This is a genomic window from Streptomyces sp. NPDC001728, assembly GCF_040297565.1.
Classification (GTDB): Bacteria; Actinomycetota; Actinomycetes; order Streptomycetales; family Streptomycetaceae; genus Streptomyces.
The window spans coordinates 190,568-215,858 of the sequence record NZ_JBEOZK010000002.1 but is presented as its reverse complement, the minus strand read 5'-3'; the positions used below and the strand labels follow the sequence as shown (position 1 = coordinate 215,858).

General features: G+C 72.6%; 25 protein-coding genes. 12 read left to right on the top strand and 13 right to left on the bottom strand.

The window, feature by feature from the left end; genetic code table 11:
• Nucleotides 1-26 precede the first annotated feature (26 nt).
• The 3 genes from ABT154_RS03865 (at nucleotide 27) to ABT154_RS03855 (ending at nucleotide 3,101) form a co-directional block, all read left to right on the top strand.
• Nucleotides 27-1,820, top strand: a complete 1,794-nt coding sequence (locus ABT154_RS03865) for a S1C family serine protease (RefSeq protein ID WP_351852431.1) — start codon at nucleotides 27-29, stop codon at nucleotides 1,818-1,820.
• 91 nt (nucleotides 1,821-1,911) lie between these two features.
• Nucleotides 1,912-2,400: a sec-independent translocase gene (locus ABT154_RS03860; RefSeq protein ID WP_351852429.1), complete on the top strand. Its 489-nt coding sequence runs from the start codon at nucleotides 1,912-1,914 to the stop codon at nucleotides 2,398-2,400.
• A 74-nt stretch (nucleotides 2,401-2,474) separates the two neighbouring features.
• Nucleotides 2,475-3,101, top strand: a complete 627-nt coding sequence (locus ABT154_RS03855; protein WP_351852426.1) for a hypothetical protein — start codon at nucleotides 2,475-2,477, stop codon at nucleotides 3,099-3,101.
• A 55-nt stretch (nucleotides 3,102-3,156) separates the two neighbouring features.
• Here the strand turns inward: ABT154_RS03855 and ABT154_RS03850 are convergent, their stop codons facing one another.
• Genes ABT154_RS03850 through ABT154_RS03840 form a run of 3 tightly spaced genes read right to left on the bottom strand, consistent with a single transcriptional unit; the run spans nucleotide 3,157 to nucleotide 6,171 of the window.
• The gene (locus ABT154_RS03850; protein ID WP_351852425.1) at nucleotides 3,157-4,290 is read right to left on the bottom strand and encodes an Mrp/NBP35 family ATP-binding protein; all 1,134 of its coding nucleotides are present in this window, start codon (nucleotides 4,288-4,290) and stop codon (nucleotides 3,157-3,159) included.
• Nucleotides 4,291-4,334: 44 nt separating this feature from the next.
• Nucleotides 4,335-4,898, bottom strand: a complete 564-nt coding sequence (locus ABT154_RS03845; protein WP_351852423.1) for a DUF1003 domain-containing protein — start codon at nucleotides 4,896-4,898, stop codon at nucleotides 4,335-4,337.
• Nucleotides 4,888-6,171 (bottom strand): magnesium transporter MgtE N-terminal domain-containing protein, encoded by a 1,284-nt coding sequence (locus ABT154_RS03840; RefSeq protein WP_351852420.1) that lies wholly within the window; start codon nucleotides 6,169-6,171, stop codon nucleotides 4,888-4,890. Before ABT154_RS03840 ends, ABT154_RS03845 begins: the two co-directional genes overlap by 11 nt.
• A gap of 276 nt (nucleotides 6,172-6,447) precedes the next feature.
• Between ABT154_RS03840 and ABT154_RS03835 the strand changes: the two genes are divergently transcribed.
• Nucleotides 6,448-7,206 carry a hypothetical protein gene (locus tag ABT154_RS03835; RefSeq protein ID WP_351852418.1) on the top strand — a complete coding sequence of 253 codons (759 nt, stop codon included), beginning with the start codon at nucleotides 6,448-6,450 and terminating at the stop codon, nucleotides 7,204-7,206.
• Between the two features lie 22 nt (nucleotides 7,207-7,228).
• Here ABT154_RS03835 and ABT154_RS03830 read toward each other — a convergent pair whose 3' ends face one another.
• Both ABT154_RS03830 and ABT154_RS03825 read right to left on the bottom strand, forming a co-directional pair.
• On the bottom strand, nucleotides 7,229-7,732 hold the full coding sequence (locus ABT154_RS03830; RefSeq protein ID WP_351852415.1) for a hypothetical protein: 504 nt from the start codon (nucleotides 7,730-7,732) through the stop codon (nucleotides 7,229-7,231).
• A 47-nt stretch (nucleotides 7,733-7,779) separates the two neighbouring features.
• Entirely contained in the window at nucleotides 7,780-8,907 is a 1,128-nt protein-coding gene (locus ABT154_RS03825; protein ID WP_056551431.1) for a magnesium and cobalt transport protein CorA, read from the bottom strand.
• Between the two features lie 421 nt (nucleotides 8,908-9,328).
• On the opposite strand from ABT154_RS03825, the gene ABT154_RS03820 reads away from it, so the two are divergent.
• Entirely contained in the window at nucleotides 9,329-9,913 is a 585-nt protein-coding gene (locus tag ABT154_RS03820; protein WP_351852412.1) for a suppressor of fused domain protein, read from the top strand.
• A 57-nt stretch (nucleotides 9,914-9,970) separates the two neighbouring features.
• Here ABT154_RS03820 and ABT154_RS03815 read toward each other — a convergent pair whose 3' ends face one another.
• On the bottom strand, nucleotides 9,971-11,212 hold the full coding sequence (locus ABT154_RS03815; RefSeq protein WP_351852410.1) for an MFS transporter: 1,242 nt from the start codon (nucleotides 11,210-11,212) through the stop codon (nucleotides 9,971-9,973).
• Nucleotides 11,213-11,389: 177 nt separating this feature from the next.
• On the opposite strand from ABT154_RS03815, the gene ABT154_RS03810 reads away from it, so the two are divergent.
• From ABT154_RS03810 to ABT154_RS03800, 3 genes are all read left to right on the top strand, one after another.
• On the top strand, nucleotides 11,390-12,028 hold the full coding sequence (locus ABT154_RS03810) for a DUF6758 family protein (protein WP_351852408.1): 639 nt from the start codon (nucleotides 11,390-11,392) through the stop codon (nucleotides 12,026-12,028).
• 175 nt (nucleotides 12,029-12,203) lie between these two features.
• Complete coding sequence (locus ABT154_RS03805) at nucleotides 12,204-13,076, top strand: PHP domain-containing protein (protein ID WP_351852405.1); 873 nt, start codon at nucleotides 12,204-12,206, stop codon at nucleotides 13,074-13,076.
• A 724-nt stretch (nucleotides 13,077-13,800) separates the two neighbouring features.
• Nucleotides 13,801-14,406 (top strand): MarC family protein, encoded by a 606-nt coding sequence (locus ABT154_RS03800; RefSeq protein ID WP_189800030.1) that lies wholly within the window; start codon nucleotides 13,801-13,803, stop codon nucleotides 14,404-14,406.
• Nucleotides 14,407-14,506: 100 nt separating this feature from the next.
• On the opposite strand, the gene ABT154_RS03795 is transcribed toward ABT154_RS03800, so the two are convergent.
• Nucleotides 14,507-14,659 (bottom strand): DUF8834 family protein, encoded by a 153-nt coding sequence (locus ABT154_RS03795; protein WP_086024648.1) that lies wholly within the window; start codon nucleotides 14,657-14,659, stop codon nucleotides 14,507-14,509.
• Between the two features lie 175 nt (nucleotides 14,660-14,834).
• Here ABT154_RS03795 and ABT154_RS03790 point away from each other — a divergent pair, with 175 nt between their 5' ends.
• Nucleotides 14,835-15,764 carry an NYN domain-containing protein gene (locus ABT154_RS03790; protein WP_351852400.1) on the top strand — a complete coding sequence of 310 codons (930 nt, stop codon included), beginning with the start codon at nucleotides 14,835-14,837 and terminating at the stop codon, nucleotides 15,762-15,764.
• Here ABT154_RS03790 and ABT154_RS03785 read toward each other — a convergent pair.
• Complete coding sequence (locus ABT154_RS03785; protein WP_351852398.1) at nucleotides 15,708-16,622, bottom strand: alpha/beta fold hydrolase; 915 nt, start codon at nucleotides 16,620-16,622, stop codon at nucleotides 15,708-15,710. The two genes, ABT154_RS03790 and ABT154_RS03785, sit on opposite strands and share 57 nt — an antisense overlap.
• Before the next feature lie 103 nt (nucleotides 16,623-16,725).
• On the bottom strand, nucleotides 16,726-19,308 hold the full coding sequence (locus ABT154_RS03780) for a DEAD/DEAH box helicase (protein WP_351852395.1): 2,583 nt from the start codon (nucleotides 19,306-19,308) through the stop codon (nucleotides 16,726-16,728).
• Nucleotides 19,309-19,794: 486 nt separating this feature from the next.
• On the opposite strand from ABT154_RS03780, the gene ABT154_RS03775 reads away from it, so the two are divergent.
• Complete coding sequence (locus ABT154_RS03775) at nucleotides 19,795-20,517, top strand: ferritin-like fold-containing protein (RefSeq protein WP_317878847.1); 723 nt, start codon at nucleotides 19,795-19,797, stop codon at nucleotides 20,515-20,517.
• A gap of 147 nt (nucleotides 20,518-20,664) precedes the next feature.
• Here ABT154_RS03775 and ABT154_RS03770 read toward each other — a convergent pair whose 3' ends face one another.
• From ABT154_RS03770 to ABT154_RS03755, 4 genes are all read right to left on the bottom strand, one after another.
• Entirely contained in the window at nucleotides 20,665-20,934 is a 270-nt protein-coding gene (locus tag ABT154_RS03770; protein WP_317878692.1) for a hypothetical protein, read from the bottom strand.
• Between the two features lie 201 nt (nucleotides 20,935-21,135).
• On the bottom strand, nucleotides 21,136-21,363 hold the full coding sequence (locus ABT154_RS03765; RefSeq protein WP_015036001.1) for a DUF3107 domain-containing protein: 228 nt from the start codon (nucleotides 21,361-21,363) through the stop codon (nucleotides 21,136-21,138).
• A gap of 141 nt (nucleotides 21,364-21,504) precedes the next feature.
• Nucleotides 21,505-22,164 (bottom strand): TetR/AcrR family transcriptional regulator, encoded by a 660-nt coding sequence (locus ABT154_RS03760; protein ID WP_317878693.1) that lies wholly within the window; start codon nucleotides 22,162-22,164, stop codon nucleotides 21,505-21,507.
• Nucleotides 22,165-22,359: 195 nt separating this feature from the next.
• On the bottom strand, nucleotides 22,360-22,575 hold the full coding sequence (locus ABT154_RS03755) for an Rv3202a family protein (protein WP_351852392.1): 216 nt from the start codon (nucleotides 22,573-22,575) through the stop codon (nucleotides 22,360-22,362).
• Nucleotides 22,576-22,715: 140 nt separating this feature from the next.
• Between ABT154_RS03755 and ABT154_RS03750 the strand changes: the two genes are divergently transcribed.
• The gene (locus ABT154_RS03750) at nucleotides 22,716-23,684 is read left to right on the top strand and encodes an alpha/beta fold hydrolase (RefSeq protein WP_351852389.1); all 969 of its coding nucleotides are present in this window, start codon (nucleotides 22,716-22,718) and stop codon (nucleotides 23,682-23,684) included.
• Nucleotides 23,685-23,692: 8 nt separating this feature from the next.
• Nucleotides 23,693-25,174, top strand: coding sequence for a DUF3152 domain-containing protein (locus ABT154_RS03745; RefSeq protein ID WP_351852386.1), 1,482 nt, complete (start codon nucleotides 23,693-23,695; stop codon nucleotides 25,172-25,174).
• The last annotated feature ends 117 nt before the right edge of the window (nucleotides 25,175-25,291 follow it).

The following is a 25,291-nucleotide window of genomic DNA, read 5'->3' as shown; positions in this document are numbered from 1 at the left end:
GACGGGCCAGCGGTTGCGGGGAGAGCATGAACAACGGGAAGCCGAACTGGTGGAGCCGGCCTTCGAGCACACCGGAGGCGGCGCGCATACCCTCGCCGCCTCCGGCCGACGACGTCACCGGCCCGGGGGCCGGCACCGCTGACGGCGACGGCGACTTTCCGCTGCCCGCGCCCCAGCCGCCGGCCGGGGACACGGGCGGCACGGACGTGACGGACTCGCCGGCCCCGGCCCCGGCCCCGGCCGTCGCGCCGGCGCCCGAGCCGACCGTGCTCCTCACCAAGGGCGAGCCGGCCGCGTCCACCGCCGCCCCGGCGGAGGGGACTCCCGTGGCCCCCGCCGCCCCGGACACGGCCCACGCCCCCGCGGACACCGCCCCGGCACCCGAGACCCCGTCAGCGGAGGCCCCCGCCCCCGCGCGGGGCGCCCCGCAGCCGCTGCACGCGCCCGACGAGTACCGGACGCCGCCCTACGGCGAGCCGGGGCCGTGGGCGCCCGCACCGCCCGTACAGCGCCCGCCGGCGCCCGTACCGCCGCAGCAGGCCCATGTGCCCCCCGTACCGCCGCAGCCCCTCCAGGGGGCGCACACCCACCCGCAGGGCCACCCGCAGGCCCACGCGCCCGCCGGTGGCGCGCCCTGGGTGCAGTACGACCCCTGGGGGGCCGGCGGGGCCGCGCTTCCTCCCGCGCCCGCGCCCGCCAAGAAGTCCCGCAAGGGGCTCGCCGTCGCCGGAGCGCTCGTGTTCGCGCTCGTCACCGGAGTCATCGGCGGCGGCATCGGCGCCTACGTCGAGCGGAACGGCGGGATCACCACCGTCGAACTGCCGCAGGCCGACGCCGAGGACATCGGCCGGGCCCCCGACAGCGTGGCCGGGATCGCCGCCAGCGCGCTGCCCGGTGTGGTCACCCTGCACGTCAAGGGCAACGGCTCCTCCGGCACCGGCACCGGCTTCGTCCTGGACACCAAGGGCCACATCCTCACCAACAACCACGTCGTCGACGGCGCCGCGTCCTCCGAGGACATCACGGTGACCTTCTCCAGCGGCGAGAGCGCCCGCGCCAAGCTCATCGGCAAGGACACCGGCTACGACCTGGCCGTCGTCCAGGTCACCGGGGTCTCCGGCCTCAAGCCGCTGCCGCTCGGCAACTCCGACAACGTCCGCGTCGGCGACCCGGTCGTCGCCATCGGCGCCCCCTTCGACCTCTCCAACACGGTCACCTCCGGCATCATCAGCGCCAAGGAGCGGCCGATCACGGCGGGCGGCGAGAAGGGCGACGGCACCGACATCAGCTATGTCGACGCGCTCCAGACCGACGCCCCCATCAACCCCGGCAACTCCGGCGGTCCGCTGCTCGACTCCAAGGCCCGGGTCGTCGGCATCAACAGCGCGATCCGCGCCGCCGGAGGTTCCGGCGAGGGCGAGGGCGCGGGCGCCAGCCAGCCCGGCTCCATCGGCCTCGGCTTCGCGATACCGATCAACCAGGGCAAGCGCGTCGCCGAGGAGCTCATCAACACCGGCAAGGCCCGCCACCCCGTCATCGGTGTGAGCCTCGACATGCAGTTCAACGGCGACGGCGCCCGCGTCGGCGAGAAGGGCAAGGACGGCTCCGCCTCCGTCACGCCCGGCGGCCCGGCCGCCCAGGCCGGACTCCGGCCCGGGGACGTCATCACCAAGGTCGACGGCCAGCGCGTGCACAACGGCGAGGAGCTGATCGTGAAGATCCGCGCCCACCGCCCCGGCGACAAGCTGGAACTCACCCTGACCCGCAACGGCAAAGAGCTGACAAAGACGTTGACCCTCGGCTCCTCGCAGGGCACCTGAGTGCCATGTGGCGGCCACCGGAAGGTACCCGCGCGGCAGTTTCGGCGGGTACCGTGGACCGGGCCCTGGACCGGCGTGAAGGAGCTACAAGGTGTTCAGCGACATAGGCGCACTCGAGCTGGTGACGCTCGTGGTCCTCGCCGTGCTCGTCTTCGGGCCGGACAAGCTCCCGAAGGTGATCCAGGACGTCTCGCGCTTCATCAGGAAGGTCCGTGACTTCTCGGACAGCGCGAAGGAGGACATCCGCAGCGAGCTCGGACCGGACTTCAAGGACTTCGAGTTCGAGGACCTGAACCCCAAGACGTTCCTGCGCAAGCAGCTGGAGCAGAACGAGGACCTCAAGGAACTCAAGGAGCTGCGCGGCAGCTTCGACCTCAAGAAGGAGATGAACGAGGTCGCCGACGCGGTCCACGGCCGCGAACCGCAGCCGTCGGCCGTCACCGGCACCCCGGTCAACGGCGCTCCGGTCAACGGTTCCGCGGGTGCCGTCCCGGCCGCCGGCGGCACCCCGGACCTCCTCAAGAAGCGGGACAAGCCGGACACCACCGAGCGTCCGCCGTACGACTCCGACGCGACCTGACGACGGGCTGTCACCGCCCCGACGCGTCCTGGTGGCTATCCTCCCTCTGTTGACGGAACGAGGAGGCGGCCTTGATGGAGACCACGAGTCGGGTGGAGGGCGTACCGACGGCCCGGCGGACCGCCGAGGGCTATCTGCGCGCGCCCTTCGCCTGGTACGGCCTCGACGAGGCGTTCACCGGGCCCCGCTGGCTGATGCAGGTCGGCACGGCGGCGGACGGCAGCGTGCAGCACGGATCGACCGGGCACGGTGACGCGCCGTCGATAAAGTCGGACGCGAGCGCCGCGGAGAAGGAGCGGTTCGCGGTCGTGGTCACGGTCGCGGCGAGCCCGGTCCGGCGGACCGGCGACGGCACCGGCGTCCTCGACGCCACCACCGTCTCCTCGGCCGCCTGGCTGGCCGGCAGCGGGCTGCTCGTCCACACCTGGCCCGCCTCGCTCGACCACGCGACGCGCGACAACTGGCTGGACCAGCAGACCGAGACGGCCTTCGAGCTCGCCGACGACCTCGAAGGGGCGGAGTGGTCCACGCTGTCGCTGCCGGTGGACGGCGTCCCGGTGCCGTTCCACTACCGGGAGTCCGAGTTCGGCTGGGTCCTCGCCGGGTCAGCGGACGGCGTCCACATCGGGGCGTACGGGCGGGGGATGAGCGCCTACGGGCTCGGCTTCTCACAGATCAAGGATCTCGACGCGTACGCCTGACGGCATGGAGAGGGGCGCCCCCGAAGGGGCGCCCCTCTGCCGGAACGGGCCGGTCTCAGAACTTGTTGCGCGGCGTGATGCCCAGGCTCATGCCGGAGAGGCCGCGCTGACGGCCGCCGAGCTTGCCGGCGATGGAGCGCAGGGCCGCACCCGCCGGGGAGTCCGGGTCGGACAGGACGACGGGCTTGCCCTCGTCGCCGCCCTCGCGGAGCCGTACGTCGATCGGGATCGAGCCGAGGACCGGGACCGTCGCGCCCGTGGTCCGCGTCAGACCGTCCGCGACCCGCTGGCCGCCGCCGGTGCCGAACACGTCGACCATCTCGTCGCAGTGCGGACACGGCAGGCCCGCCATGTTCTCGACGACGCCGACGATCTTCTGGTGGGTCTGGACGGCGATCGAGCCGGCCCGCTCGGCGACCTCGGCCGCCGCCTGCTGCGGGGTCGTGACGACGAGGATCTCCGCGTTCGGGACGAGCTGCGCGACCGAGATCGCGATGTCGCCGGTGCCCGGGGGCAGGTCGAGCAGGAGGACGTCCAGGTCGCCCCAGTACACGTCCGCCAGGAACTGCTGGAGCGCGCGGTGCAGCATCGGGCCGCGCCACACGACCGGGGCGTTGCCCGGGGTGAACATACCGATCGAGATGACCTTCACGCCGTGTGCCGAGGGCGGCATGATCATGTTCTCGACCTGGGTCGGACGCCCGTCGGCGCCCAGCATCCGCGGCACGCTGTGGCCGTAGATGTCGGCGTCGACGACACCGACCTTGAGACCGTCGGCTGCCATCGCCGCGGCCAGGTTCACGGTGACGGACGACTTGCCGACACCGCCCTTGCCGGAGGCCACCGCGTACACCCGGGTCAGCGATCCGGGCTTCGCGAACGGCACCTCGCGTTCCGCTCCCGTGCCGCGCAGCGCCGCGGCAAGCTCCTTCCGCTGTTCGTCGCTCATCACGTCGAGCGAGACATCGACGGCGGTGACGCCCTCGACCCGAGAGACGGCCTCGGTCACGCGCTGCGTGATGGTCTCGCGCATCGGGCAGCCGGAGACCGTCAGGTAGACCGTGACGGCGACCTTGCCGTCCGGTTCGATCTCCACCGACTTGACCATGCCGAGCTCAGTGATCGGCTTGTTGATCTCAGGGTCGTTCACCGTCGCCAGCGCTTCGAGCACCGCGTCTTCCGTAGCCATACCGATGATGGTACGGCGCATACCACCTGCCCATGAAAGGCCTGTCAACGGTCGGGTACGTCACTTCCCCGGTGGTCGCCGGACGGGAATAGACCGCGGCGCTCCTCCAGCTCCCTGACCAGGTCCTGGAGCTCCGACCGGATCCAGTCGCGGGTGGCCACCTCGCCGAGGCCCATCCGCAGCGCCGCGATCTCCCGCGTCAGGTACTCGGTGTCCGCGATCGACCGCTCGTTCTGCTTCCGGTCCTGTTCGAGATTGACCCGGTCCCGGTCGTCCTGCCGGTTCTGCGCGAGCAGGATCAGCGGCGCCGCGTACGAGGCCTGGAGGGACAGCGCCAGCGTCAGGAAGATGAACGGGTACTCGTCGAACTTCAGCACCCCCGGGGCGAAGATGTTCCACAGCACCCAGACGATGATCGTCAGCGTCATCCAGACCAGGAACCGTCCGGTCCCCAGGAACCGGGCGATCCGCTCCGAGAGCCGGCCGAAGGCCTCGGGGTCGTACTCCGGGAGGAACCGGGCCCGCCGCTCGCGCGGCAGGTCGAGCCGGATGCGGGGACCCGTCCGCTCGCGCTCCCGGTCCCGCTCCTGTGTGCGCTCAGCCGCCATGCCCCGCCCCCTCCTCGTGGAACTCGGTCTCCCGCCAGTCCTCCGGCAGCAGGTGGTCGAGCACGTCGTCGACGGTCACCGCGCCGAGCAGCGAACCGCTCTCGTCGACCACGGGAGCCGCGACCATGTTGTACGCGGCGAGGTAGCTGGTGACGGCCGGCAGCGGGGTGTCCGGGCCGAGCGGCGGCAGATCGCTGTCCACCAGGGAGCTGACCAGCGTGAACGGCGGATCCCGCAGCAGCCGCTGGAAGTGCACCGTGCCCAGGTACTTGCCGGTCGGCGTCTCGTCCGGCGGTCGGCACACGTACACCTGCGCGGCGAGCGCCGGCGACAGGTCCTGCTGCCGGACCCGGGCCAGCGCGTCCGCGACCGTGGCGTCCGGCCGCAGCACGATCGGCTCGGTCGTCATCAGACCGCCCGCCGTGCGCTCCTCGTACGCCAGGAGGCGGCGGACGTCGGCCGCGTCGTCCGGCTGCATCAGCGTCAGCAGCCGCTCCTGGTCCTCCTCGGGCAGCTCGGACAGCAGGTCGGCCGCGTCGTCCGGGTCCATCGCCTCCAGGACGTCGGCCGCCCGCTCCTCCTTGAGCTTGCCGATGATCTCGATCTGGTCGTCCTCCGGCAGCTCTTCGAGGACGTCGGCGAGCCGGTCGTCGTCGAGCGCCGCGGCGACCTCGGCGCGCCGCTTGGGGGAGAGGTGGTGCAGCGCGTTGGCGACGTCGGCGGGACGCAGCTTCTCGAAGGTGGCGACCAGGCTCTCGGCGCCCTGCCCGTGCTCCTCCAGGGAGAAGCCGGTGACCGCCGACCACTCGACGGTCAGCGTCTCGCCCTTGCGGCTCAGCACCCCGCCCTTGCCCTTGCGGACGAAGACCTTGTCGATCTCCCAGTCGCGGCGGGCGGGCAGCTGCTGGATGGCGATGTCGAGGACGGTGACCTCCTCGCCCTCCTCCCCGCCGGGCCCCACCAGCCGGACGCGCCGGTCGAGGAGTTCACCGAGGATCAGCCGCTCGGTGGGGCGCCGTTCGAAGCGGCGCATGTTGACGACGCCGGTGGTGATGACCTGGCCGGACTGGACGCCCGTGATCCGGGTCATGGGGACGAAGACCCGGCGGCGGCTCAGCACCTCCACGACCATGCCGAGCAGCCGGGGCGGTCTGCGGCCGACCCGCAGCATGGCCACCAGGTCGCTGACCCGGCCGACCTGGTCGCCCACGGGGTCGAAGACCGGGACTCCCGCGAGATGGGAGACGAAGATCCGGGGGGCGCCTGCCGCCATGCCACGCGCCTCCTCGGTGCCGCACGATTCGAGTCATTGCCGAGCTTTGCCGGGTTCAGGCTAGCCCGTGGCGTTCCGGCCCGCCCCGGCAGCGCCTCCGTACGGCTGCCGCCTGGGCCGTCACCCGGCCCGGGTACGCTGCGGTCTGCCGTCCCCACCGGCACGCCGGCGGTCCGCCGCCCGGCGGACCAGGCAGTTCAGACGGCCGCCGCCCCGGTATCCCGTAGTCCGGTACGGCCGCGGCCCGTGTCCCCCACGACATGAGAGGTAGCGCTGATGGCCGTTCGTGCCCCGTCATCGCGTATCCGCAGGGCCGTCGTGCCCCTGGCGCTCTGCGCCGGTCTGAGCGTGGGGGTCACCGCCTGCGCAGCCGACCCGGACGAGGGGACCAACGGCGTGGGGAAGCTCTCCGCGCCAGAGATCGAGGGCAAGGCGCGCTCCGTGGCGGACGCGGCGAAGGCGGTACGGCTCTCCGGCACCCTGGTCAGCAAGGGCGACACGTTCAAGCTGAACATGCGTCTGAAGCAGGACGGCGCCACCGGCTCCGTGGTGACGAAGAACAGCACCTTCGAGCTGCTGCGGGTCGGCGACGCGCTCTATCTGAAGGCCGACGCGGATTTCTGGGCGCACGACGACAAGGGCGGCGACACGCCGACGAAGGCGGACGCCGAGGCCGCCGACAAGCTCGACGACAAGTACGTGAAGGTGCCGCAGGGCGACCCCTCGTACAAGCAGCTGCGCGGCTTCACCGACATGGGGCTGCTGCTGGACGGGCTGATCGGTCTGCACGGCGACATGGTCAAGGGCGACCGGGACCAGATCGGCGGGGTCCGCACGGTCAAGGTGAAGGGCGGCGCGGACGGCGAGGGCGGCACCCTCGACGTGGCCCTTGAGGGCTCCCCGTACCCGCTGAGATTCGCGCGGGGCGGGGGCGCGGGCGTCGTGGTGCTCTCCGAGTGGAACAAGGACTTCCCGCTCGCCGCGCCTTCGACGGGGGAGACCCTCGACTACGGCAAGCAGCTGCCCCGGACCTGAGCGGTCCGGCCGGCTGACGGGATCAGCGCCTGCGGCGCTTCAGCAGGAGTTTCGGGAGGCCCGCCGGTACCGGTTCGCGGGTCGTGGCCTCCGTCGGCAGCGGTACGGCGGCCAGCGAGCCGTCCGGCAGCTCCGTGGTCGAGCCGCGGGGTTCGAGGCGCAGCACCCGGCACTCGCGCGCCCAGCGGCCGGTCATGGCCTCGCCGTCGGGTGCGTTGAGCCGCTTGCCCTTGAGCTCGGCGACCGCCGCGTCCCACTCGTCCGTACCGGGGGCGAGCTCGCGTACGGCGGCGGTCCAGGCGACGAGTCGGCCGCCCTTGTCCTTGCTGCGGACCGTGACCTCGGCCGTCCCGCCGTCCGCGAGGCCCGGCAGCGGCTGCTCGCCGGGGCCGTCGCCGACGACGAAGGCGGCCCCGTCGTGCCAGACGTGCCAGAGCGCGCGGGCGGGTCCGGTGCCGCGCACCCAGACGAGGCCGGACTTCTTGGTGGCCTCCTCGACGAGGGCGCCGGTGAGCGTGTCGGTCATGACTGAAGGGTATCCAGGGGGTGTCCGGCCTGCCCGGCATGACCCCCCTACAGCCAGCCGTTGCGCTTGAGGGTGCGGTGGATGGTGAAGCAGACCGCGATGATGCCGGTCAGCACCATCGGGTAGCCGTACTTCCAGTGCAGCTCCGGCATGTGGTCGAAGTTCATGCCGTACACGCCGCAGACCGCCGTGGGGACGGCGACGATCGCCGCCCACGAGGTGATCTTGCGCATGTCCTCGTTCTGCGCGACGGTCGCCTGCGCCAGGTTGGCCTGGAGGATCGAGTTGAGCAGTTCGTCGAAGCCGACGACCTGCTCCTGGACCCGGGCGAGGTGGTCGGCGACGTCCCGGAAGTACTTCTGGATGTCGGGGTCGACCAGCCGCATGGGGCGCTCGCTGAGCAGCTGCATCGGGCGCATGAGCGGCGTGACGGCCCGCTTGAACTCCAGTACCTCACGCTTCAGCTGGTAGATCCGGCCGGTGTCCGTGCCGCGCGTCGAGCCCTTCGCGGCCGGCGAGAAGACGTCGATCTCCAGCTGGTCGATGTCGAGTTCGACCGCGTCGGCGACCGCGATGTAGCCGTCGACGACATGGTCGGAGAGGGCGTGCAGCACGGCCGAGGGGCCTTTGGCGAGCAGCTCCGGCTCGCCCTGGAGGCGGTGCCGGAGGTTGCGCAGGGAGCCCTGGCCGCCGTGCCGGACGGTGATGACGAAGTCGGGGCCGGTGAAGCACATGACCTCGCCGGTCTCCACGACCTCGCTGGTGGCGGTGAGTTCGGCGTGCTCGACGTAGTGGATGGTCTTGAAGACGGTGAAGAGGGTGTCGTCGTACCGCTCCAGCTTGGGCCGCTGGTGGGCGTGGACGGCGTCCTCGACGGCGAGCGGGTGCAGCCCGAACTCGGCGGCGATACCGGCGAATTCGGCCTCGGTCGGCTCGTGCAGACCGATCCAGGCGAAGCCGCCGCTCTCCCGCACCTGGCTCATCGCGCCGCGCGGCGTCAGGCACTCGCGGTCGTCGATGCGGCGCCCGTCGCGGTAGACGGCGCAGTCGACCACGGCGCTGGAGGCCGAGTGGTCGCGGGTGGGGTCGTACGAGGTGTACGCGGTCGGGGTCTTGCGCAGCGGGTGCAGCAGGCTCGGGCGGACGGCGGCGCGCAGGTCACGGATCATCGACATGGGCATGCTCCTTCACGGAGAGGCCGTCGGCGAGCCCGGCGCAGCCCGGAATGGGGACGTGGAGCTACGTCGTCCACAAAGCGGGCGGCACCGAAGGGTCGCGGTGACGGCGTTCGCTACTGACAGGCAAAGGCGAAATGCTCTTCCGTCGTGCGAGATGCCGGAGAAGAAGATCCGTGCGGACCTGGAATCACCGGAGAGACGTACGCACCGGGCTCGGGTGCGGGTCGGAAGAGCGGCTGGTACTGCCCGATCGACTTCGGTCCATCGCAGCCCCACCTCCTCCGGCCGGTCCCCCGTGAGGGATGACGTGTGACGAGTAGTCGGGAGTTCGGGACTCCCGACCAGCGGCCAAGACTATCAGCCGACTGAGGGTCAATCCCTTCCTTTGCCCGTTCCATACGCGCTTTATGCTCAACCCATGGGAGAAGTTCTTGCTCTGGTCGAGGCCCGGTTGCGGACGGCCCTCGGAGAACCGGACGCGCGGGCCGCGGTGACGTTCCTCGGCACGGACCGGATCGAGGTGCTGCGCTTCGTCGACGGCGATCTCGTGCGGTACGCGACCCTCGGCATGTCCGCACAGCCGATGGCCGATCCGACCGCGGCGCTCGCCGACCCGGTCAAGGGTCCGCGCGCCGAGCTGGTCCTGACCGTACGGGCCGGGCTCGCCGACACCGACAAGGTGCTGCGCCCGCTCGCGGTCCTCGCCGCCACCCCGCAGGTCGAGGGGGTGATCGTCGCTCCGGGCGCCTCGCTCGACGTGGGCGATCCGCTCTGGCCGGGCGCCGCCTTCAGCTCGGTGCTGGTCGCCGAGTCCGGCGGTCTGGTCGAGGACCTCGGCCTGGACGAGCCGATGGATCCGGTGCGCTTCCTGCCGCTCCTGCCGATGACCTCGAACGAGGCCGCGTGGAAGCGGGTGCACGGGGCCAAGGCCCTGGAGGAACGCTGGCTGGCACGGGGGACGGACCTGCGCGATCCGCTGCGCAGGTCCGTGGATCTGGACTGACCGGCTCCCGGGCCGGCCGACCGGCCGGGGGCTCCGGTCCGGGCACGGCCCGGAGCGTCAGTCGGCGAAGACGCCCACGCCGTCCTCCGCTGCGTGCTTCGGGGCCAGTTCCCCGACCTCGCGGGTGAGGGCCGTGCGCCGGACCCGGACGATCACGGCGCCGAGCACCGCGGCCACGCCCGCCACCACGAACGGCATGTGGACGTCGCTCCACTCCTCGATCTTCGGGGCGAGGTACGGGGCCGCCGCCGCGGCGAACCACCGGACGAAGTTGTAGCCCGCGCTCGCGACCGGGCGCGGGGCGTCCGAGACGCCGAGGGCCAGCTCGGTGAAGACGGTGTTGTTGACGCCGATGAACGCGCCCGACAGGACCGTGCAGACGATCGCGGTGGTGTGGCTGCCGTAGCCGAGCACCACGACATCGGCCGCGAGCAGCACCAGCGAGCCGCCGAGCACCGCCGGCGAGCCGAAGCGCCGCTGGAGCGGGGGCGCCACCAGGACCGAGAAGACGGCGAGCAGCACGCCCCAGGCGAAGAACACCGCGCCCGACTTGTACGGCGTCATGTTCAGTACGAACGGGGTGAAGGCGAGCACGGTGAAGAACGCGTAGTTGTAGCAGAACGCCGCCGCCGCGGCCGAGGCGAGCCCGCCGTGGCCGAGCGCCCGGATCGGGTCGAGCAGGGAGACCTTGCGGGCCGGCTTCGGCTGTTCCCTGAGGAAGACCGTGATGCAGAGGAAGCCGATCGCCATCAGGGCGGCCGTGCCGAAGAAGGGGTAGCGCCAGCTCGCGTTGCCGAGGACGGCGCCGAGCAGCGGCCCGCAGGCCATGCCGAGGCCGAGCGCCGATTCGTAGAGCAGGATCGCCGCCGCGCTGCCGCCGGCCGCGGCGCCGACGATCACGGCGAGCGAGGTCGAGACGAAGAGGGCGTTGCCGAGGCCCCAGCCGGCCCGGAAGCCGACGAGCTGGCCGACGGAGTCGGAGGTGCCGGCGAGCGCGGCGAAGACGACGACCAGCGCGAGTCCGGCGAGCAGGGTCCTGCGCCCGCCGATGCGGCTGGAGACGAAGCCGGTCACCAGCATCGCGACGGCGGTGATGAGGAAGTACGAGGTGAAGAGCAGCGACACCTGGCTGGGGGTGGCGTGCAGCCCCTGGGCGATCGACGGGAGGATCGGGTCGACGAGCCCGATGCCCATGAAGGCGACGACGGAGGCGCCGGCGGTGGCCCAGACGGCGGGCGGCTGGCGCAGGATGCCGACCCCGGCCGCGGCCGGGGTCTCGTCGTCTTCTGCTCTCTGCATGCTGCGGCTCCTCCGCGTCGAGATGGTGGGAATATGCACACGATAAGTTAGACAGTCTAATAAGTGCAAGCTACATGTATATTCGCGGGTGGCGCCGGGTGAACGGCACGGGCCGGACGGGTGATCGTCCGTGATCGTCCTTGACGCGGGGCTCCGGGGGTAGGACCGTTGAGCCCTATGAGGGGCGAACCCAGTTGTCCGAAGTGCGGTGGCCGAGTCAGGGCGCCCGGACTCTTCGCCGACTCCTGGCAGTGTGATGTGCACGGCTCGGTGCACCCGCTCCAGCCCGTGATCCCGCCCAGCGTCGAGGCTCTCGGTGTCGTCGTGCACCGGTCCCAGGTGCCGGTCTGGATGCCGTGGCCCCTGCCCGTCGGCTGGCTCTTCACGGGCGTCGCGTACGCCGGTGACGACCGCAGCGGCGGACGCGCGACCGCCGTCGCCTGCTCGGGACCCGGGCCCCTCGGCGGCATCGGTGAGCTGCTCCTGATCGCCGAGGAACTCGGCGTCGGCCTCGGCGCCCGGTACGCCGGGATCGACGGCCCCGACCCCGGTGCGGGCATGGCCATCGAGAAACCCCCGCAGACGAAGGTCCTCGCCGCCGGCCGCCCGACCCCGCTCTGGCACGTGAACGGCGCTCCGCCGGACCGCGCGGTCTTCGCGGGGGAGGCCTGCGGGCTGTGGCTGTGGGCGATCGTCTGGCCCGAGCAGTCCGGTCTCCTCATGTACGACGAGCTGGTCCTGACGGACCTGCGCGACGCGGGCGCCGAGGTCGAACTGCTCCCGTGCGGCGCGCTGACACCGAGGCTGCTGAACTAGGGCCTGTCGTCCTGGGGACGGTCCCTCGGATCCTGCCGGGCCTGCGGGCTCGTGGGCCCATGGGGAGCGGTCGCCGGGCGGGGTGGCCGGTGGTGACGTTCCGTACCGGCGTGTTCGATTCGCCCGTTATGCTGGAGCGTCCCTCGTCCGTGCCGAGTCCCCGGAGTTCCGCGTCGTGCGCATCGATCTGCACACCCACTCCACGGCTTCCGACGGTACGGACTCCCCGGCCGAACTCGTACGGAACGCAGCCGCCGCCGGACTCGACGTCGTCGCCCTGACCGACCACGACACCACGCGCGGCCACGCCGAGGCGATCGCCGCGCTCCCCGAGGGCCTCACCCTCGTCACCGGCGCCGAGCTGTCCTGCCGGGTCGACGGGATCGGCCTCCACATGCTCGCGTACCTCTTCGACCCCGAGGAGCCGGCGCTGCTCGCCGAGCGCGAGCTCGTCCGCGACGACCGCGTCCCGCGCGCGCGTGCCATGGTCGGCAAGCTCCAGGAGCTGGGCGTGCCCGTCACCTGGGAGCAGGTCGCCCGGATCGCCGGCGACGGCTCCGTGGGCCGCCCGCACGTCGCCGAGGCACTTGTCGAGCTGGGGGTCGTACCGGATGTGTCGGGGGCGTTCACGCCCGACTGGCTCGCCGACGGCGGCCGGGCGTACGTCGGGAAGCACGAGCTGGACCCGGTCGAGGCGATCCGCCTCGTCAAGGCGGCCGGCGGTGTCACCGTTTTCGCGCACCCGCTCGCCGTCAAGCGCGGCCAGGTGCTGCCCGAGGCCTCGATAGCCCGGCTCGCCGAGGCCGGTCTCGACGGCATCGAGGTCGACCACATGGACCACGACGAGGCGACGCGGGCGCGGCTGCGGGGGCTCGCGAAGGAGCTCGGACTGCTGGCCACCGGCTCCAGCGACTACCACGGCAGCCGCAAGACCTGCCGCCTCGGCGACTACACGACCGACCCCGAGATCTACGGCGAGATCACCCGTCGTGCCGCAGGGGCCTTCCCGGTCCCCGGCGCGGGGGGACCCGCGCCCGCACAGCCCTGACGACGGTCGGCCCCTAGGGCCGGACCGCGCACGGGACGGCACGCGGCGGCGGGCCGAACGGCTGGGTTCCGGCCGGACCTGGCTCCGGCCCGGCCGGGCCGGGCGTGGACCGTTCGCTCGGGTACGGGTCGAACTCGACCGGGTCCAGCCCGGTTCGCTCCGGTCGGGACGGCCATGGGCCGGACGGTCGGCTCCGGGTCCAGTCCGGCCGGGTCGGGTTGGACCGGCCGGGCCGATACGGGCCGGGTCTGCTCGGGTCGAGTCGGACCGGGTCCGCTCCAGGCAGGTCCGCGCCGCGCTCCGGCAGGCTCGCTGGTCGAGCTGGTCGAGCTGGTCGAGCTGGTCGAGCCGCTCAGGCCGCTCAGGCCGCTCGGGTCGGTCGGGTCGGTCGGGTCGGTCGGGTCGCTCAGGCCGGTCGGGTCGCACCCGGCCCGGTGGTTGCCAGGCCGAGCCCGGTCAGCCCGGCCTTGCCCGATCGGCCATGTCCGTCCAGCCATGTCCGTCCAGCCATGTCCGTCCAGCCATGTCCGTCCGGCCATGTCCGTCCGGTCCAGCCCGCAGGCCAGGCCCCCCCGTCGTCCCAGGGCCCCTCTTCCTTCCGGTCCGTCCCCCGTGACCCCGTGTCGCGCGTGGCGGCGTTCTTCCTGCCCCGCCTCCGGAATCCTGTATTCCGCCCGGTCGGGCCGGCACCCCACCGTTCGCATCTCCCGCAAGGCACCCCACCGTGTTCGACGTCGCCGTCTTCGGCTCGCTCTTCCTGACCCTCTTCGTGATCATGGATCCCCCCGGGATCACGCCGATCTTCCTCGCCCTCACCTCCGGCCGCCCGGCCAAGGTGCAGCGCCGGATGGCCTGGCAGGCCGTCGCCGTGGCGTTCGGCGTCATCACCGTCTTCGGTCTGCTCGGGCAGCAGATCCTCGACTACCTGCACGTCTCCGTCCCTGCGCTGATGATCGCGGGCGGTCTCCTGCTGCTGCTCATCGCGCTCGACCTGCTCACCGGCAAGACCGACGAGCCCAAGCAGACCAAGGACGTGAACGTCGCCCTCGTCCCGCTCGGCATGCCGCTGCTCGCCGGGCCCGGTGCCATCGTCTCGGTCATCCTCGCCGTGCAGAACGCCGACAGCGTGGCCTCGCAGGTCTCCGTCTGGACCGCCATCGCGGCCATGCACGTCGTGCTCTGGCTGACCATGCGGTACTCGCTGCTGATCATCCGCGTCATCAAGGACGGCGGCGTGGTCCTGGTGACCCGGCTCGCGGGCATGATGCTCTCCGCCATCGCGGTGCAGCAGATCATCAACGGCGTCACCCAGGTCATCCAGAACGCCTGACCGGGCACCGGGGAGCCCCCGGACGCCACTGCGCCCCCGTACGGATTCCGCTCTTGCGAAGTCCGTGCGGGGGCGCGGTGCGTGGTGTGGACCTGACCTGTTACGAGGCCGAGGTCTCGGCGGGGCGGATCCAGATGCGCTGGCCGATCGAGGCGGCCTGCTGCACGATCCGGTTGACGGAGGCGGCGTCCACGACGGTCCGGTCGACGGGCGTGCCGTCGATGTCGTCGAGTCGCAGGATTTCGAAGCGCACAGGCTTCTCCCTTCGTCTGAGTTGATCCTCCTGATGGAGAACTGCGTTACATAGGGGTCCAACGAGTTGCACCCTGCAAACATTCCTTACGCTAAGGAAAATTTTCGGATGTCTAACTACTAACGGGTAGGAGGGTGTGGCGGCCGGGCCCGGAGCGGCGGACAATGAGCCCCGTATGAACGACGCAGACACCACTCAGGTGACCGAGACCGACACCCGCCTCCACGCGCTGGACGCCCGCCTGGAGCGCACCAATGAGCTCCTCCAGCGGATGCTGGCGGAGGTCGCCAAGACTCCCTCCACCCACGCCATCTTCGTCGACGCGGGTTACGTCCATGCTGCGGCCGGGTTGCTTGTGGCGGGTACCGAGGACCGGCGCTCCTTCGACCTCGACTCCGAGGGATTCATCGAGGCGCTCATCGACACGGCCCGGACGATCTTCGCCGACAGCAGACTGCTCCGCGTCTACTGGTACGACGGGGCCAGACGCCGTATCCACACGCCCGAGCAGCAGGCCATCGCCGAACTCCCCGACGTCAAGGTCCGCCTCGGCAACCTCAACGCCAACAACCAGCAGAAGGGCGTCGACTCCCTGATCCGCACGGACCTGGAGTCCCTCGCCCGCCACCGCGCCATCAGCGACGCCGCGCTCGTCGGCGGCGACGAGGACCTCGTCTCGGCCGTCGAGGCGGCGCAGGGCTACGGCGCCCGCGTCCACCTCTGGGGCATCGAGGCCGCCGAGGGGCGCAACCAGGCCGAGGCGCTGCTCTGGGAGGTCGACAGCCAGCGCACCTTCGAGCTGGACTTCTGCCGCCCGTACGTCACCCGCCGCCCGGTCACCACGTACGAGAACGAGGGCGAGCCGCCGCCCTCCCGCGAGGAGGTGCGCTTCATCGGCGCGCAGATCGCGGCGACCTGGCTCGGCGAGCGCGGCAGGGACCGGCTCGCCGAACTCCTGCCCAGCGCGCCCTATCTGCCGGGACCCGTCGACCAGGACCTGCTGGTCGAGGCGGAACGCCTGCTCAGCCGCTCCCTGCGCGGCCACGCCTCACTCCGGCGTGCCCTGCGGGACGGCTTCTGGCAGCACCTCAAGGCGCAGTTCTGACGCGGGCCGTTCCCAGAACTCGATGAGCCGGTCGGCCAGCTCGCGCGGGTGCGACACATTGGGGGAGTGACCGGCGCCCGCCACCACCGTGTGGTGCGCGCCGGTGCGGGCCGCCGCCGCCGCGAGGTCCGCGGTCGACCAGACCATCTCGTCCGCCCCGTACGCCATGTGCAGCGGCATCCGCAGCGCGGTCAGCTGGGCCGTACCGTCCTGCCGACTGAGCAACAGTCTTCCTGTGCCCGAGAGTTGGGCGATACGGGTGCGCATCCAGCGCCGCCGCAGAAAGCCCGCGAGCTGGGGTGCGTCGTCCGTGTCCGGTTCCTCGCCCCGGCTGTCCAGCCAGCACATCGCCTGCCAGACGCGCTCCTTGGGCAGCAGCGCGAGCGCGGCGCGCAGCACCCGTACCCGGATGCGCTGCGGCCTGGCCACCCGGCCCGGGCCCGAGGAGAGCAGCGTCAGCGAACGGAAGGCGCGCGGGGCGAGCGAGGCCGCCGCGCGGGCCACCAGGCCGCCGAAGGAGTGGCCGAGCAGATGGACGGGACCGTCCCCGAGGGCGGCGGCCTGCGCCACCGCGTCGAGCGCGAGCGCCCGGCGCCGGTAGCCGGCCCGGCCGCGCGGGCCCGGGGTCTCGTGCTGACCGCGCCCGTCGACGGCGACGGTCCGGTACCCGGCCTCGCTCAGCGGCCCGAGCAGGCCGAGGAAGTCCTCCTTGCTGCCGGTGTACCCGGGCAGCAGCAGCACCGTGCCGCGCCGGTCGCCCGCCGGTGCCGTGTCGAGCACGGCGAAGGCGCCGCGCGCGGTCACCAGCCGATGGGCACGGGTGCGGGGCGGCAGGGCGAGGGACCGGGGCTTGCTCATGTCTGGACTGTAACCGGAGCGGCGAGTACCGGGGCGGCCCGCGTAAGACGCCGCGGCCCGGCCCCTGGGGAGGGGCCGGGCCGCGGCGGTGGGACGGACGGGCTCAGCTCTCCGGCTGGGCCGCCGCCTTCTTCGTGGTGCGACGGCGCGGGGCCTTCGGCGCCTCGGCCTCGGCGGCCGGTTCGGCGGCAGCCGCGGCCTTCTTCGTCGTACGGCGACGGGCCGGGACCTTCGGCTCGGAGGCGTCGGGCGCCTCGGCGGCCACCGCGGTCTTCTTGGCGGCCCGACGGCGGGGAGCCTTCGGGGCCTCCTCGGCGGCAGGCGCCTCGACGGCCTCGGCGACCGGCTCGGCGGCCGGTTCGACGACGGCGGCCTTCTTGGCCGTACGGCGACGGGGGGCCTTCTTCGGCTCCTCCACCGGGGTCTCGACGGCGGCGGCCGGAGCGGCCTCCACCATCGGAGCGGCCTCGGCCACCGGGGCCGTCACGATGACCGTCTCGGCCGGGGCGGAGACGGCCGGGGAACCGGCGGCCTTGCGGACCACACGGCGCCGCGCGGGCTTCTTCGGCTCCTCCTCGACGACCGGGGCGGGCGCGGGCTCCACGATCGCCTCGACGACCGGGGTGGAGGTGACCGGCGAACCGGCCGCCTTGCGCACCACACGGCGACGACGCGGTGCGGGAACCTCGGCCGTGACCGGGGCCGCCGGGGCTTCGACGACGGGCGCGACGGGCTCGGTGACCGCCGGGGCGGCGACGACGGCCTCGACGACCGGCTCGGCGACGACGGTGGCGGCCGGGGCGGCGGCCGTGGTGGCCTTCTTGGCCGTACGGCGACGGGGAGCCTTCTCAGGCTCCTCCTCGACGGCGACCGGGGCGGGCGCGGCCTCGACGACCGGGGCGGCCGGCGCGGCGCGCAGGGCAGCCGCGGCGGTCTCGACGGTCTGGAAGGAGACGGTGTCCTCGACCGGGCGGATGCGGGGACGACGACGGCGCGGCGCCGGGGCCGGCTCCTGGGCCGCGGGGGCCTGGGATACGGGGGCCTGGGACACGGGGGCGGAGCGCACGGCCTCCGGACGCGCGGCCGTACGGCCACGGCGGCGGGGGGTCTTCGGCTCGGCGGCCGGGGCCTCGGCGGCGGGCGCCGGAGCGGCCTCCACCACGGCCCGGGTGACCGGGGCGGCGACCGGAGCGGCGGCCTGGGCCACCGGAGCCGACTGCGGCTGCGTCACCGGAGCGGCGCCCGGGGCGCCGACGCGGGTGCGACGGCGGCGGCGCGGGGTACGCGGGCCGGACTCGGCCTGCGCCTCGTCCGTCGCCGGCACGGTCACCGGTACCGTCACCGGCGCCGACTCGGCGGCCGGGGCCGCCGACACCGGGGCGTCGGACTCGCCGCCACGGGTGCGACGGCGCTGACGCGGGGTCCGGGTGCGCTCGGGGCGCTCCTCGGTCCGCTCGGGCCTGTCGGTCTTCGGGCCGCGCGCACGGCGTCCGCCGGGCTCGCCCAGGTCCTCCAGCTCCTCCGCGCCCAGACCCGCGCGGGTCCGTTCGGCGCGGGGCAGGATGCCCTTGGTGCCCGCCGGGATGTCCAGCTCCTCGAAGAGGTGCGGGGACGAGGAGTACGTCTCGACCGGGTCGTTGAAGTCCAGCCCCAGCGCCTTGTTGATGAGCTGCCAGCGCGGGATGTCGTCCCAGTCGACCAGGGTGACGGCCGTGCCCTTGTTGCCCGCGCGGCCGGTGCGGCCGACGCGGTGGAGGAAGGTCTTCTCGTCCTCGGGCGACTGGTAGTTGATGACGTGGGTGACGCCCTCGACGTCGATGCCGCGGGCGGCGACGTCGGTGCAGACGAGCACGTCGACCTTGCCGTTGCGGAAGGCGCGCAGCGCCTGCTCGCGGGCGCCCTGGCCGAGGTCGCCGTGGACCGCGCCCGAGGCGAAGCCGCGGCGCTCCAGCTGCTCGGCGATGTCGGCCGCCGTGCGCTTGGTGCGGCAGAAGATCATCGCGAGCCCGCGGCCGTTGGCCTGCAGGATGCGGGAGACCATCTCCGGCTTGTCCATGTTGTGCGCGCGGTAGACGTGCTGCTTGATGTTGGCGACGGTGACGCCCTCGCCGTCGGGCGAGGTGGCGCGGATGTGCGTCGGCTGCGACATGTAGCGGCGGGCCAGGCCGATGACCGCGCCCGGCATGGTGGCCGAGAACAGCATGGTCTGACGCTTCGCCGGAAGCATGTTCATGATCTTCTCGACGTCGGGCAGGAAGCCCAGGTCGAGCATCTCGTCGGCCTCGTCCAGGACGAGGACCTTGACGTGCGACAGGTCGAGCTTGCGCTGGCCGGCCAGGTCGAGCAGTCGGCCGGGGGTGCCGACGACGACGTCGACGCCCTTCTTGAGGGCCTCGACCTGGGGCTCGTACGCCCGGCCGCCGTAGATGGCGAGCACACGGACGTTACGCACCTTGCCGGCGGTGAGCAGGTCGTTGGTGACCTGCTGGCACAGCTCGCGGGTGGGGACGACGACGAGCGCCTGCGGGGCGTCGGTGAGCTGCTCGGGCTTGGCCCGGCCCATCTCGACGTCCATGGGGACGGTGACGCGCTCCAGGATGGGGAGACCGAAACCGAGGGTCTTGCCCGTGCCGGTCTTGGCCTGGCCGATGACGTCGGTGCCGGTGAGGGCGACCGGAAGGGTCATCTCCTGGATGGGGAAGGGGGTGACGATGCCGACGGCCTCAAGGGCCTCGGCCGTCTCGGGAAGGATTCCGAGTTCTCGGAAAGTCGTAGTCAGGGTGCTGCCTCTTCTGTGAGACGCGGCGCGAGGCGAACGAAGGGGGTCGTACCGTGCCAGGAACTGCCGGTTGGATCCTGGGGGATCTCTGCCGGGCGGCGCGGGACCACTGCCGTCGCTCGAGCGTCGTACCGCTGAGGGTGACCCTTCCGCGGGTCCGCCGGAAGGGCTGTCGGGCCGGAGCCGATCGGGCCACCGACCGGGCATCCTCATTCATGAGTCGGCCCACCGAATACGTCCGAACGTGCGAAAGCATGTCCGCATAATCAGCAGGCGCCTTATCACTGTACCCCGGAATCGCGCATGTGTGTTGGGGGAAATGGTGATGAGGGCACGGTCACACTGACTGACCAGCGCCTTCCCCTGGTGCGCGAGCGGGCTATTGTGCGCTCCATGGAGACGCCTGACAACGCCACACCCACCGGGATCGCCGCCAAGGACTGGGCGACGGCCGCCGAGGAGCCGCAGTACCGCGCCGCCGTGATCGACCTCCTCGGCGCCCTCGCCTACGGAGAGCTCGCGGCCTTCGAGCGGCTCGCCGAGGACGCCAAGCTGGCGCCGACCCTCGGCGACAAGGCGGAGCTGGCGAAGATGGCCTCGGCCGAGTTCCACCACTTCGAGCGGCTGCGCGACCGCCTCGCCGAGGTGGACGCCGAGCCGACCGCGGCCATGGAGCCCTTCGCCAAGGCACTCGACGACTTCCACCGCATGACCGCGCCGTCGGACTGGCTGGAGGGCCTGGTCAAGGCCTATGTGGGCGACTCGATCGCCAGCGACTTCTACCGGGAGGTCGCGGCCCGCCTCGACTCCGACACGCGCGGGCTCGTGCTGTCCGTGCTCGACGACACCGGCCACGGCAACTTCGCCGTGGAGAAGGTCCGCGCGGCGATCGACGCCGATCCGCGCGTCGGCGGTCGGCTCGCGCTGTGGGCCCGCCGTCTGATGGGTGAGGCGCTGTCGCAGGCCCAGCGCGTGGTCGCCGAGCGCGACGCGCTCTCGACGATGCTGGTCGGCGGCGTGGCGGACGGCTTCGACCTCGCGGAGGTCGGCCGGATGTTCTCCCGGATCACCGAGGCGCACACCAAGCGGATGGCCGCGCTGGGCCTGGCCGCCTAGGCCTTCGCCCGGGTCTTCCCTGCCGCAGGCGCCGTGGCCGCTGTGGCTGTCGTGGCTGTCGTGGCTGTCGTACGAAGGCCCGCGTGCGTTCGCCGTACGCGGGCCTCTTCGGCCGGCCGCTCGGGCCGGCTCATCTCTCGTGTCGGTTCACATCGCGGCTGATCGGCGCAGACGGCGGGAGGCCGGCCTGACCAGCAGCGAGAGCAGTACCGCCGCCACCGCCACCGCGCCGACCAGGGTGGCGAGGAAGTGGCCGGGGCCCAGGGCTCCGTGGGTGACGAGCGCGCCGAACACACCGCCCAGCGTGCCGGTGACGAGGACGATCACCCGGACGGGGAGGCGGTCGGGCAGCCGGTGCACGGCGGCCCAGGCCAGGGCGAAACCGAGCAGGGCGGAACCGAGGACTTCCAGGAACACTGCTGATCACCTCGCGAGGGGTGCGGGGCGGGTGGTGCGGTCGAGATCCCTCCTACCCCGGGCGCCCGGGACGCAATCCTTCCGTACGCGCTGACGTGGCCATACAGGCATACGAACGACCCGTAGGGACGAGCCGCACCGGTACGCGAAAGGCCCGGTGGACCGTGACGGTCCACCGGGCCTTCCCCGTAGATCCCGGGCTCAGAGCGCGCCGAAGCCCACGCGGCGCACGGCGGGCTCGCCGAGCTCCACATACGCGATCTTCTCGGCCGGAATGAGGACCTTGCGGCCCTTCTCGTCCGAGAGGCTGAGCAGCTGCGCCTTGCCGGCCAGCGCGTCGGCGACGGCGCGCTCCACCTCCTCGGCGGACTGCCCGCTCTCCAGAACGATCTCCCGGGGTGCGTGCTGCACGCCGATCTTGACCTCCACGGCTATGTCCCTCCGAACGGTCAGCGTTGCGCGAATACCCGCGCCGTACGCTGCACACATTAGCCCGGTGAGGGGACGCGCACGGTTCACTCGGGCACGCCAGGAGCGAACACGCGCGGGACGGCGGGTGCGTCCGGCGGGTCAGTGCCCCTCGGCGCTCAGCTGGCCTTCCACCGCGTGCAGCGGGAAGCCGGCGATGCCGCGCCAGGCGAGCGAGGTCAGCAGGCCGACCGCCTTGTCGCGCGGGATGGCGGACCCGCTCGACAGCCAGTAGCGGGCGACGACCTGGGAGACACCGCCGAGGGCCACGGCGAGCAGCATCGACTCGTCCTTGGACAGGCCGGTGTCCTCGGCGATCACGTCGGAGATCGCCTCGGCGCACTGGAGGCTCACCCGGTCCACGCGCTCGCGTACGGCCGGTTCGTTGGTGAGGTCGGACTCGAAGACGAGCCGGAAGGCGCCGCCCTCGTCCTCGACGTAGGCGAAGTACGCGTCCATCGTGGCCGCGACCCGCAGCTTGTTGTCGCTGGTGGAGGCCAGCGCCGTCCGCACGGAGAGGAGGAGGGACTCGCAGTGCTGGTCGAGCAGGGCGAGGTAGAGCTCCAGCTTTCCGGGGAAGTGCTGGTAGAGCACCGGCTTGCTGACGCCGGCCCGCTCCGCGATGTCGTCCATCGCGGCCGAGTGGTACCCCTGGGCGACGAACACCTCCTGGGCGGCACCGAGGAGCTGGTTCCGTCGGGCACGTCGCGGCAGGCGCGTGCCCCGAGGGCGTGCTGCCTCTGTCTGCTCGATGGCGCTCACGCGGCCTCCCAAGAATCGATCCATGCGCGCTGTCGCACGCGCCGCCATCGTACTTTTGGGTAACCCGGCTGTGCGCGGTGCGAACGCAGAATTTCACGGACCGGACGCCCTGGTCGACAGTCGATTCAATATTAAACCGAACAAATCGGCGGGAGTCGTCCCGCCGACGGCCGTCTCACCGGTGCCGGTGCCGTCTCAGCGGTAGTCGTCCTCGTCCAGGGTGACCACACGCGCCTGCTCGGAGGAGTCGGCCTCGTTCGCCGAGTCGCGCTCGACATGGGTGACCTGCTCGTCCTCGCGCTGCCGCAGATCCGTGTGCTGCTCGGCGGCGTCGGCCTCCGGGATCTCCTCGTCCAGCACGGCGTCCTCTTCCTCGGCGAATGTGTCCGGATCGGTCGGATCGACAGTCATGCGGTTCCTTCCGGCACGAGGGTCGCGGTCCTCTCCGAAGGCCCTCTCTTCGAGCCTAGGAGCACCCGCGCCCCGCCGCATACGCACCTGTGACGGCACCCACACGCCTCGCCGCGTGATCGTCTCGTAATATTGCGGCCATGTCGTCGACCGAGCTGCCGGAAACCCGGACCGCCGCTGCGCCACCCACCCCGCGCACCACCCGCGCCGTGCGGGTCGCCGACGGCGAGGAACTGCGCTCCGTGTCGCTGCCCGGGCTCACCCTCACGGTGCGCGCCCGGCCCGGCACCGGGCCCGGCCTGGCACCCGCGCTGTACGTCCACGGCCTCGGCGGTTCCTCGCAGAACTGGTCCGCCCTGATGCCGCTGCTCGCGGACCTGGTCGACGGCGAGGCCGTCGACCTCCCCGGCTTCGGCGACTCCCCGCCGCCCGACGACGGCAACTACTCGATCACCGGGCACGCCCGCGCCGTCATCCGCCTCCTGGACTCCGCCGGCCGCGGGCCCGTGCACATCCTCGGCAACTCGCTGGGCGGCGCCGTCGCCACCCGGGTCGCCGCCGCCCGGCCCGACCTGGTCCGCACCCTCACCCTGGTCTCCCCGGCCCTGCCCGAGCTGCGCGCCCAGCGCACCGCCTGGCCCACGGTGCTGCTCGCGGTGCCCGGCGTCGCCTCGGCCTTCGCGAAGCTCAGCAGGGACTGGACGGCCGAGCAGCGCGTCCGGGGCGTCCTCTCCCTCTGTTACGGAGACCCCGGCCGGGTCTCCGACGAGGGCCTCCGGCACGCCGTCGAGGAGATGGAACGGCGTCTGGAGCTTCCCTACTTCTGGGACGCCATGGCACGCTCCTCGCGCGGCATCGTCGACGCGTACACGCTCGGCGGGCAGCACGGACTGTGGCGGCAGGCGGAACGCGTCCTCGCCCCCACGCTGCTCGTCTACGGCGGGCGCGACCAGCTCGTCTCGTACCGGATGGCCCGCAAGGCCGCCGCCGCCTTCCGCGGCTCGCGCCTGCTGTCCCTCCCCGAGGCGGGGCACGTGGCGATGATGGAGTACCCCGAGACGGTCGCCCAGGCCGTCCGGGACCTGATCGCCGACAACGGCGGGAGCTGATCCGGGGCGTGGGACGACATAGCCGCAAGGGCTCCGCGCCGCCGGTGGCCGACACCGGTCAGCAGCCGGCTCCCGGACGGACGACGGGGGCGGCGCAGCCGCAGGGGGCACCCGCCGGGCGCGCCCCGGGGCCGGGCCGTCGGCGCAGGACCCCCGACGGCGGCCAGACCGCACCGGGCACCCAGGGGCGACCGGGACCGCCGCCGCAGGGACAGGGGGCACCGGGGCACGGGGGTCCCGCGCACGGCACACCCGGGTACGGCACTCCGGCGCACGGCATCCCCGCGTACGGCACCCCCGCTCACGGCGTTCCGGCGCACGGCGCCCCCTCCCACGGGGCCCCGGGGCAGGGGACCCCCTCCCACGGCACCCCCTCCCACGGCGCCTCCGGCTACGTCGGTTCCGTCTTCGACACTCCCGCGCACGGGACGCCCGGGACCCCCGCGCACGGTGTTCCCGCGTACCGGACTCCCGTACGCGGCGGCCATCCGCAGCACGACGAGGGCTCCGCGCCGCGGCCCCGGCAGTACGCGCCCCGGCACGGCTCCCCCCGCCCCGACGGGCCCGAACGGGCCGACTCCCAGGCGGCGTTCGTCCCCGGGCCCCGCCGCGAGAGCGTGCCCGAGCCGGTACCCGGGGCGGCCGTCGAGGCCCCGGTCGTCCGGGGCGGTCTCGGCCGTACCCTCACGGGCGTCGCGGCTGCCGCCGTCGCCACCGTCCTCGCCTTCGTCGTCGCCGGGCAGGTCGCCGACCGGGAGGACGCCCCGGCCACCGCCCGCGCCGCCGAGCGGCCCGCCGAGCGCGCCGCGGACGACTCCGCCTCCCGCTCCGACGAACGGGCCGCCCCGAAGACCCCGGCCGCCCCGGCCCCGGCCGCCACCCCGGCGCCCACGTACGAGCAGCTGATGACCCGGCAGTTCCCGATCGACCCGAAGCTGGACGGATCCGGCGAGTTCACGACCGTGCCGGGCTTCCAGAAGGCACCCGGGAAGGGGCGCCTGATCCGCTACCGGATCGACATCGAGAAGGGGCTCGGGCTCGACCCGGGCCTCTTCGCCGACGCCGTGCACAAGACCCTGAACGACCCGCGCAGCTGGGCCGGGCAGGGGGCGATGACCTTCGAGCGGGTCTCCAGCGGGGAGTCCCAGTTCGTGCTCACGCTCGCCAGCCCCGGCACCACCGGCGATTGGTGCGCGAAGTCCCATCTCGACACCACCGTCGACAACGTGTCCTGCGACTCGGCCTCCACCGAGCGCGTGATGATCAACGCCTTCCGCTGGGCGCAGGGATCGGCGACCTTCGGCCCCAAGGCGATGTACGCCTACCGGCAGATGCTCATCAACCATGAGGTCGGGCACCGGCTCGGGCACGGCCATGTGAGCTGCAGCACGCCCGGCGCGCTCGCCCCGGTGATGCAGCAGCAGACGAAGTCGCTGAGCATCGGTGGAATCAAGTGCCGCGCCAACCCCTGGGTGTACCCGACGGGCTGAGCGCCCGGAGAGGCGTCGGGAGCCGGCCTCGCCTGACCCGCCGTGACGGATCTGACGCCTAGCGCGACAGAACGCGACGGGGGCGGGAAAGTTACGTGCATTCACCCCTTCCGGTGG

What these genes read in the sequence shown, in the direction of transcription:
- ABT154_RS03865 (WP_351852431.1), top strand. Translation starts at nt 27, where the DNA reads ATGAACAACGGGAAGCCGAACTGGTGGAGCCGGCCTTCGAGCACACCG.
- ABT154_RS03855 (WP_351852426.1), top strand. Translation starts at nt 2,475, where the DNA reads ATGGAGACCACGAGTCGGGTGGAGGGCGTACCGACGGCCCGGCGGACC.
- ABT154_RS03850 (WP_351852425.1), bottom strand. Translation starts at nt 4,290, where the DNA reads ATGGCTACGGAAGACGCGGTGCTCGAAGCGCTGGCGACGGTGAACGAC.
- ABT154_RS03845 (WP_351852423.1), bottom strand. Translation starts at nt 4,898, where the DNA reads ATGGCGGCTGAGCGCACACAGGAGCGGGACCGGGAGCGCGAGCGGACG.
- ABT154_RS03840 (WP_351852420.1), bottom strand. Translation starts at nt 6,171, where the DNA reads ATGGCGGCAGGCGCCCCCCGGATCTTCGTCTCCCATCTCGCGGGAGTC.
- ABT154_RS03835 (WP_351852418.1), top strand. Translation starts at nt 6,448, where the DNA reads ATGGCCGTTCGTGCCCCGTCATCGCGTATCCGCAGGGCCGTCGTGCCC.
- ABT154_RS03830 (WP_351852415.1), bottom strand. Translation starts at nt 7,732, where the DNA reads ATGACCGACACGCTCACCGGCGCCCTCGTCGAGGAGGCCACCAAGAAG.
- ABT154_RS03825 (WP_056551431.1), bottom strand. Translation starts at nt 8,907, where the DNA reads ATGTCGATGATCCGTGACCTGCGCGCCGCCGTCCGCCCGAGCCTGCTG.
- ABT154_RS03820 (WP_351852412.1), top strand. Translation starts at nt 9,329, where the DNA reads ATGGGAGAAGTTCTTGCTCTGGTCGAGGCCCGGTTGCGGACGGCCCTC.
- ABT154_RS03815 (WP_351852410.1), bottom strand. Translation starts at nt 11,212, where the DNA reads ATGCAGAGAGCAGAAGACGACGAGACCCCGGCCGCGGCCGGGGTCGGC.
- ABT154_RS03810 (WP_351852408.1), top strand. Translation starts at nt 11,390, where the DNA reads ATGAGGGGCGAACCCAGTTGTCCGAAGTGCGGTGGCCGAGTCAGGGCG.
- ABT154_RS03790 (WP_351852400.1), top strand. Translation starts at nt 14,835, where the DNA reads ATGAACGACGCAGACACCACTCAGGTGACCGAGACCGACACCCGCCTC.
- ABT154_RS03785 (WP_351852398.1), bottom strand. Translation starts at nt 16,622, where the DNA reads ATGAGCAAGCCCCGGTCCCTCGCCCTGCCGCCCCGCACCCGTGCCCAT.
- ABT154_RS03780 (WP_351852395.1), bottom strand. Translation starts at nt 19,308, where the DNA reads ATGACCCTTCCGGTCGCCCTCACCGGCACCGACGTCATCGGCCAGGCC.
- ABT154_RS03775 (WP_317878847.1), top strand. Translation starts at nt 19,795, where the DNA reads ATGGAGACGCCTGACAACGCCACACCCACCGGGATCGCCGCCAAGGAC.
- ABT154_RS03755 (WP_351852392.1), bottom strand. Translation starts at nt 22,575, where the DNA reads ATGACTGTCGATCCGACCGATCCGGACACATTCGCCGAGGAAGAGGAC.
- ABT154_RS03750 (WP_351852389.1), top strand. Translation starts at nt 22,716, where the DNA reads ATGTCGTCGACCGAGCTGCCGGAAACCCGGACCGCCGCTGCGCCACCC.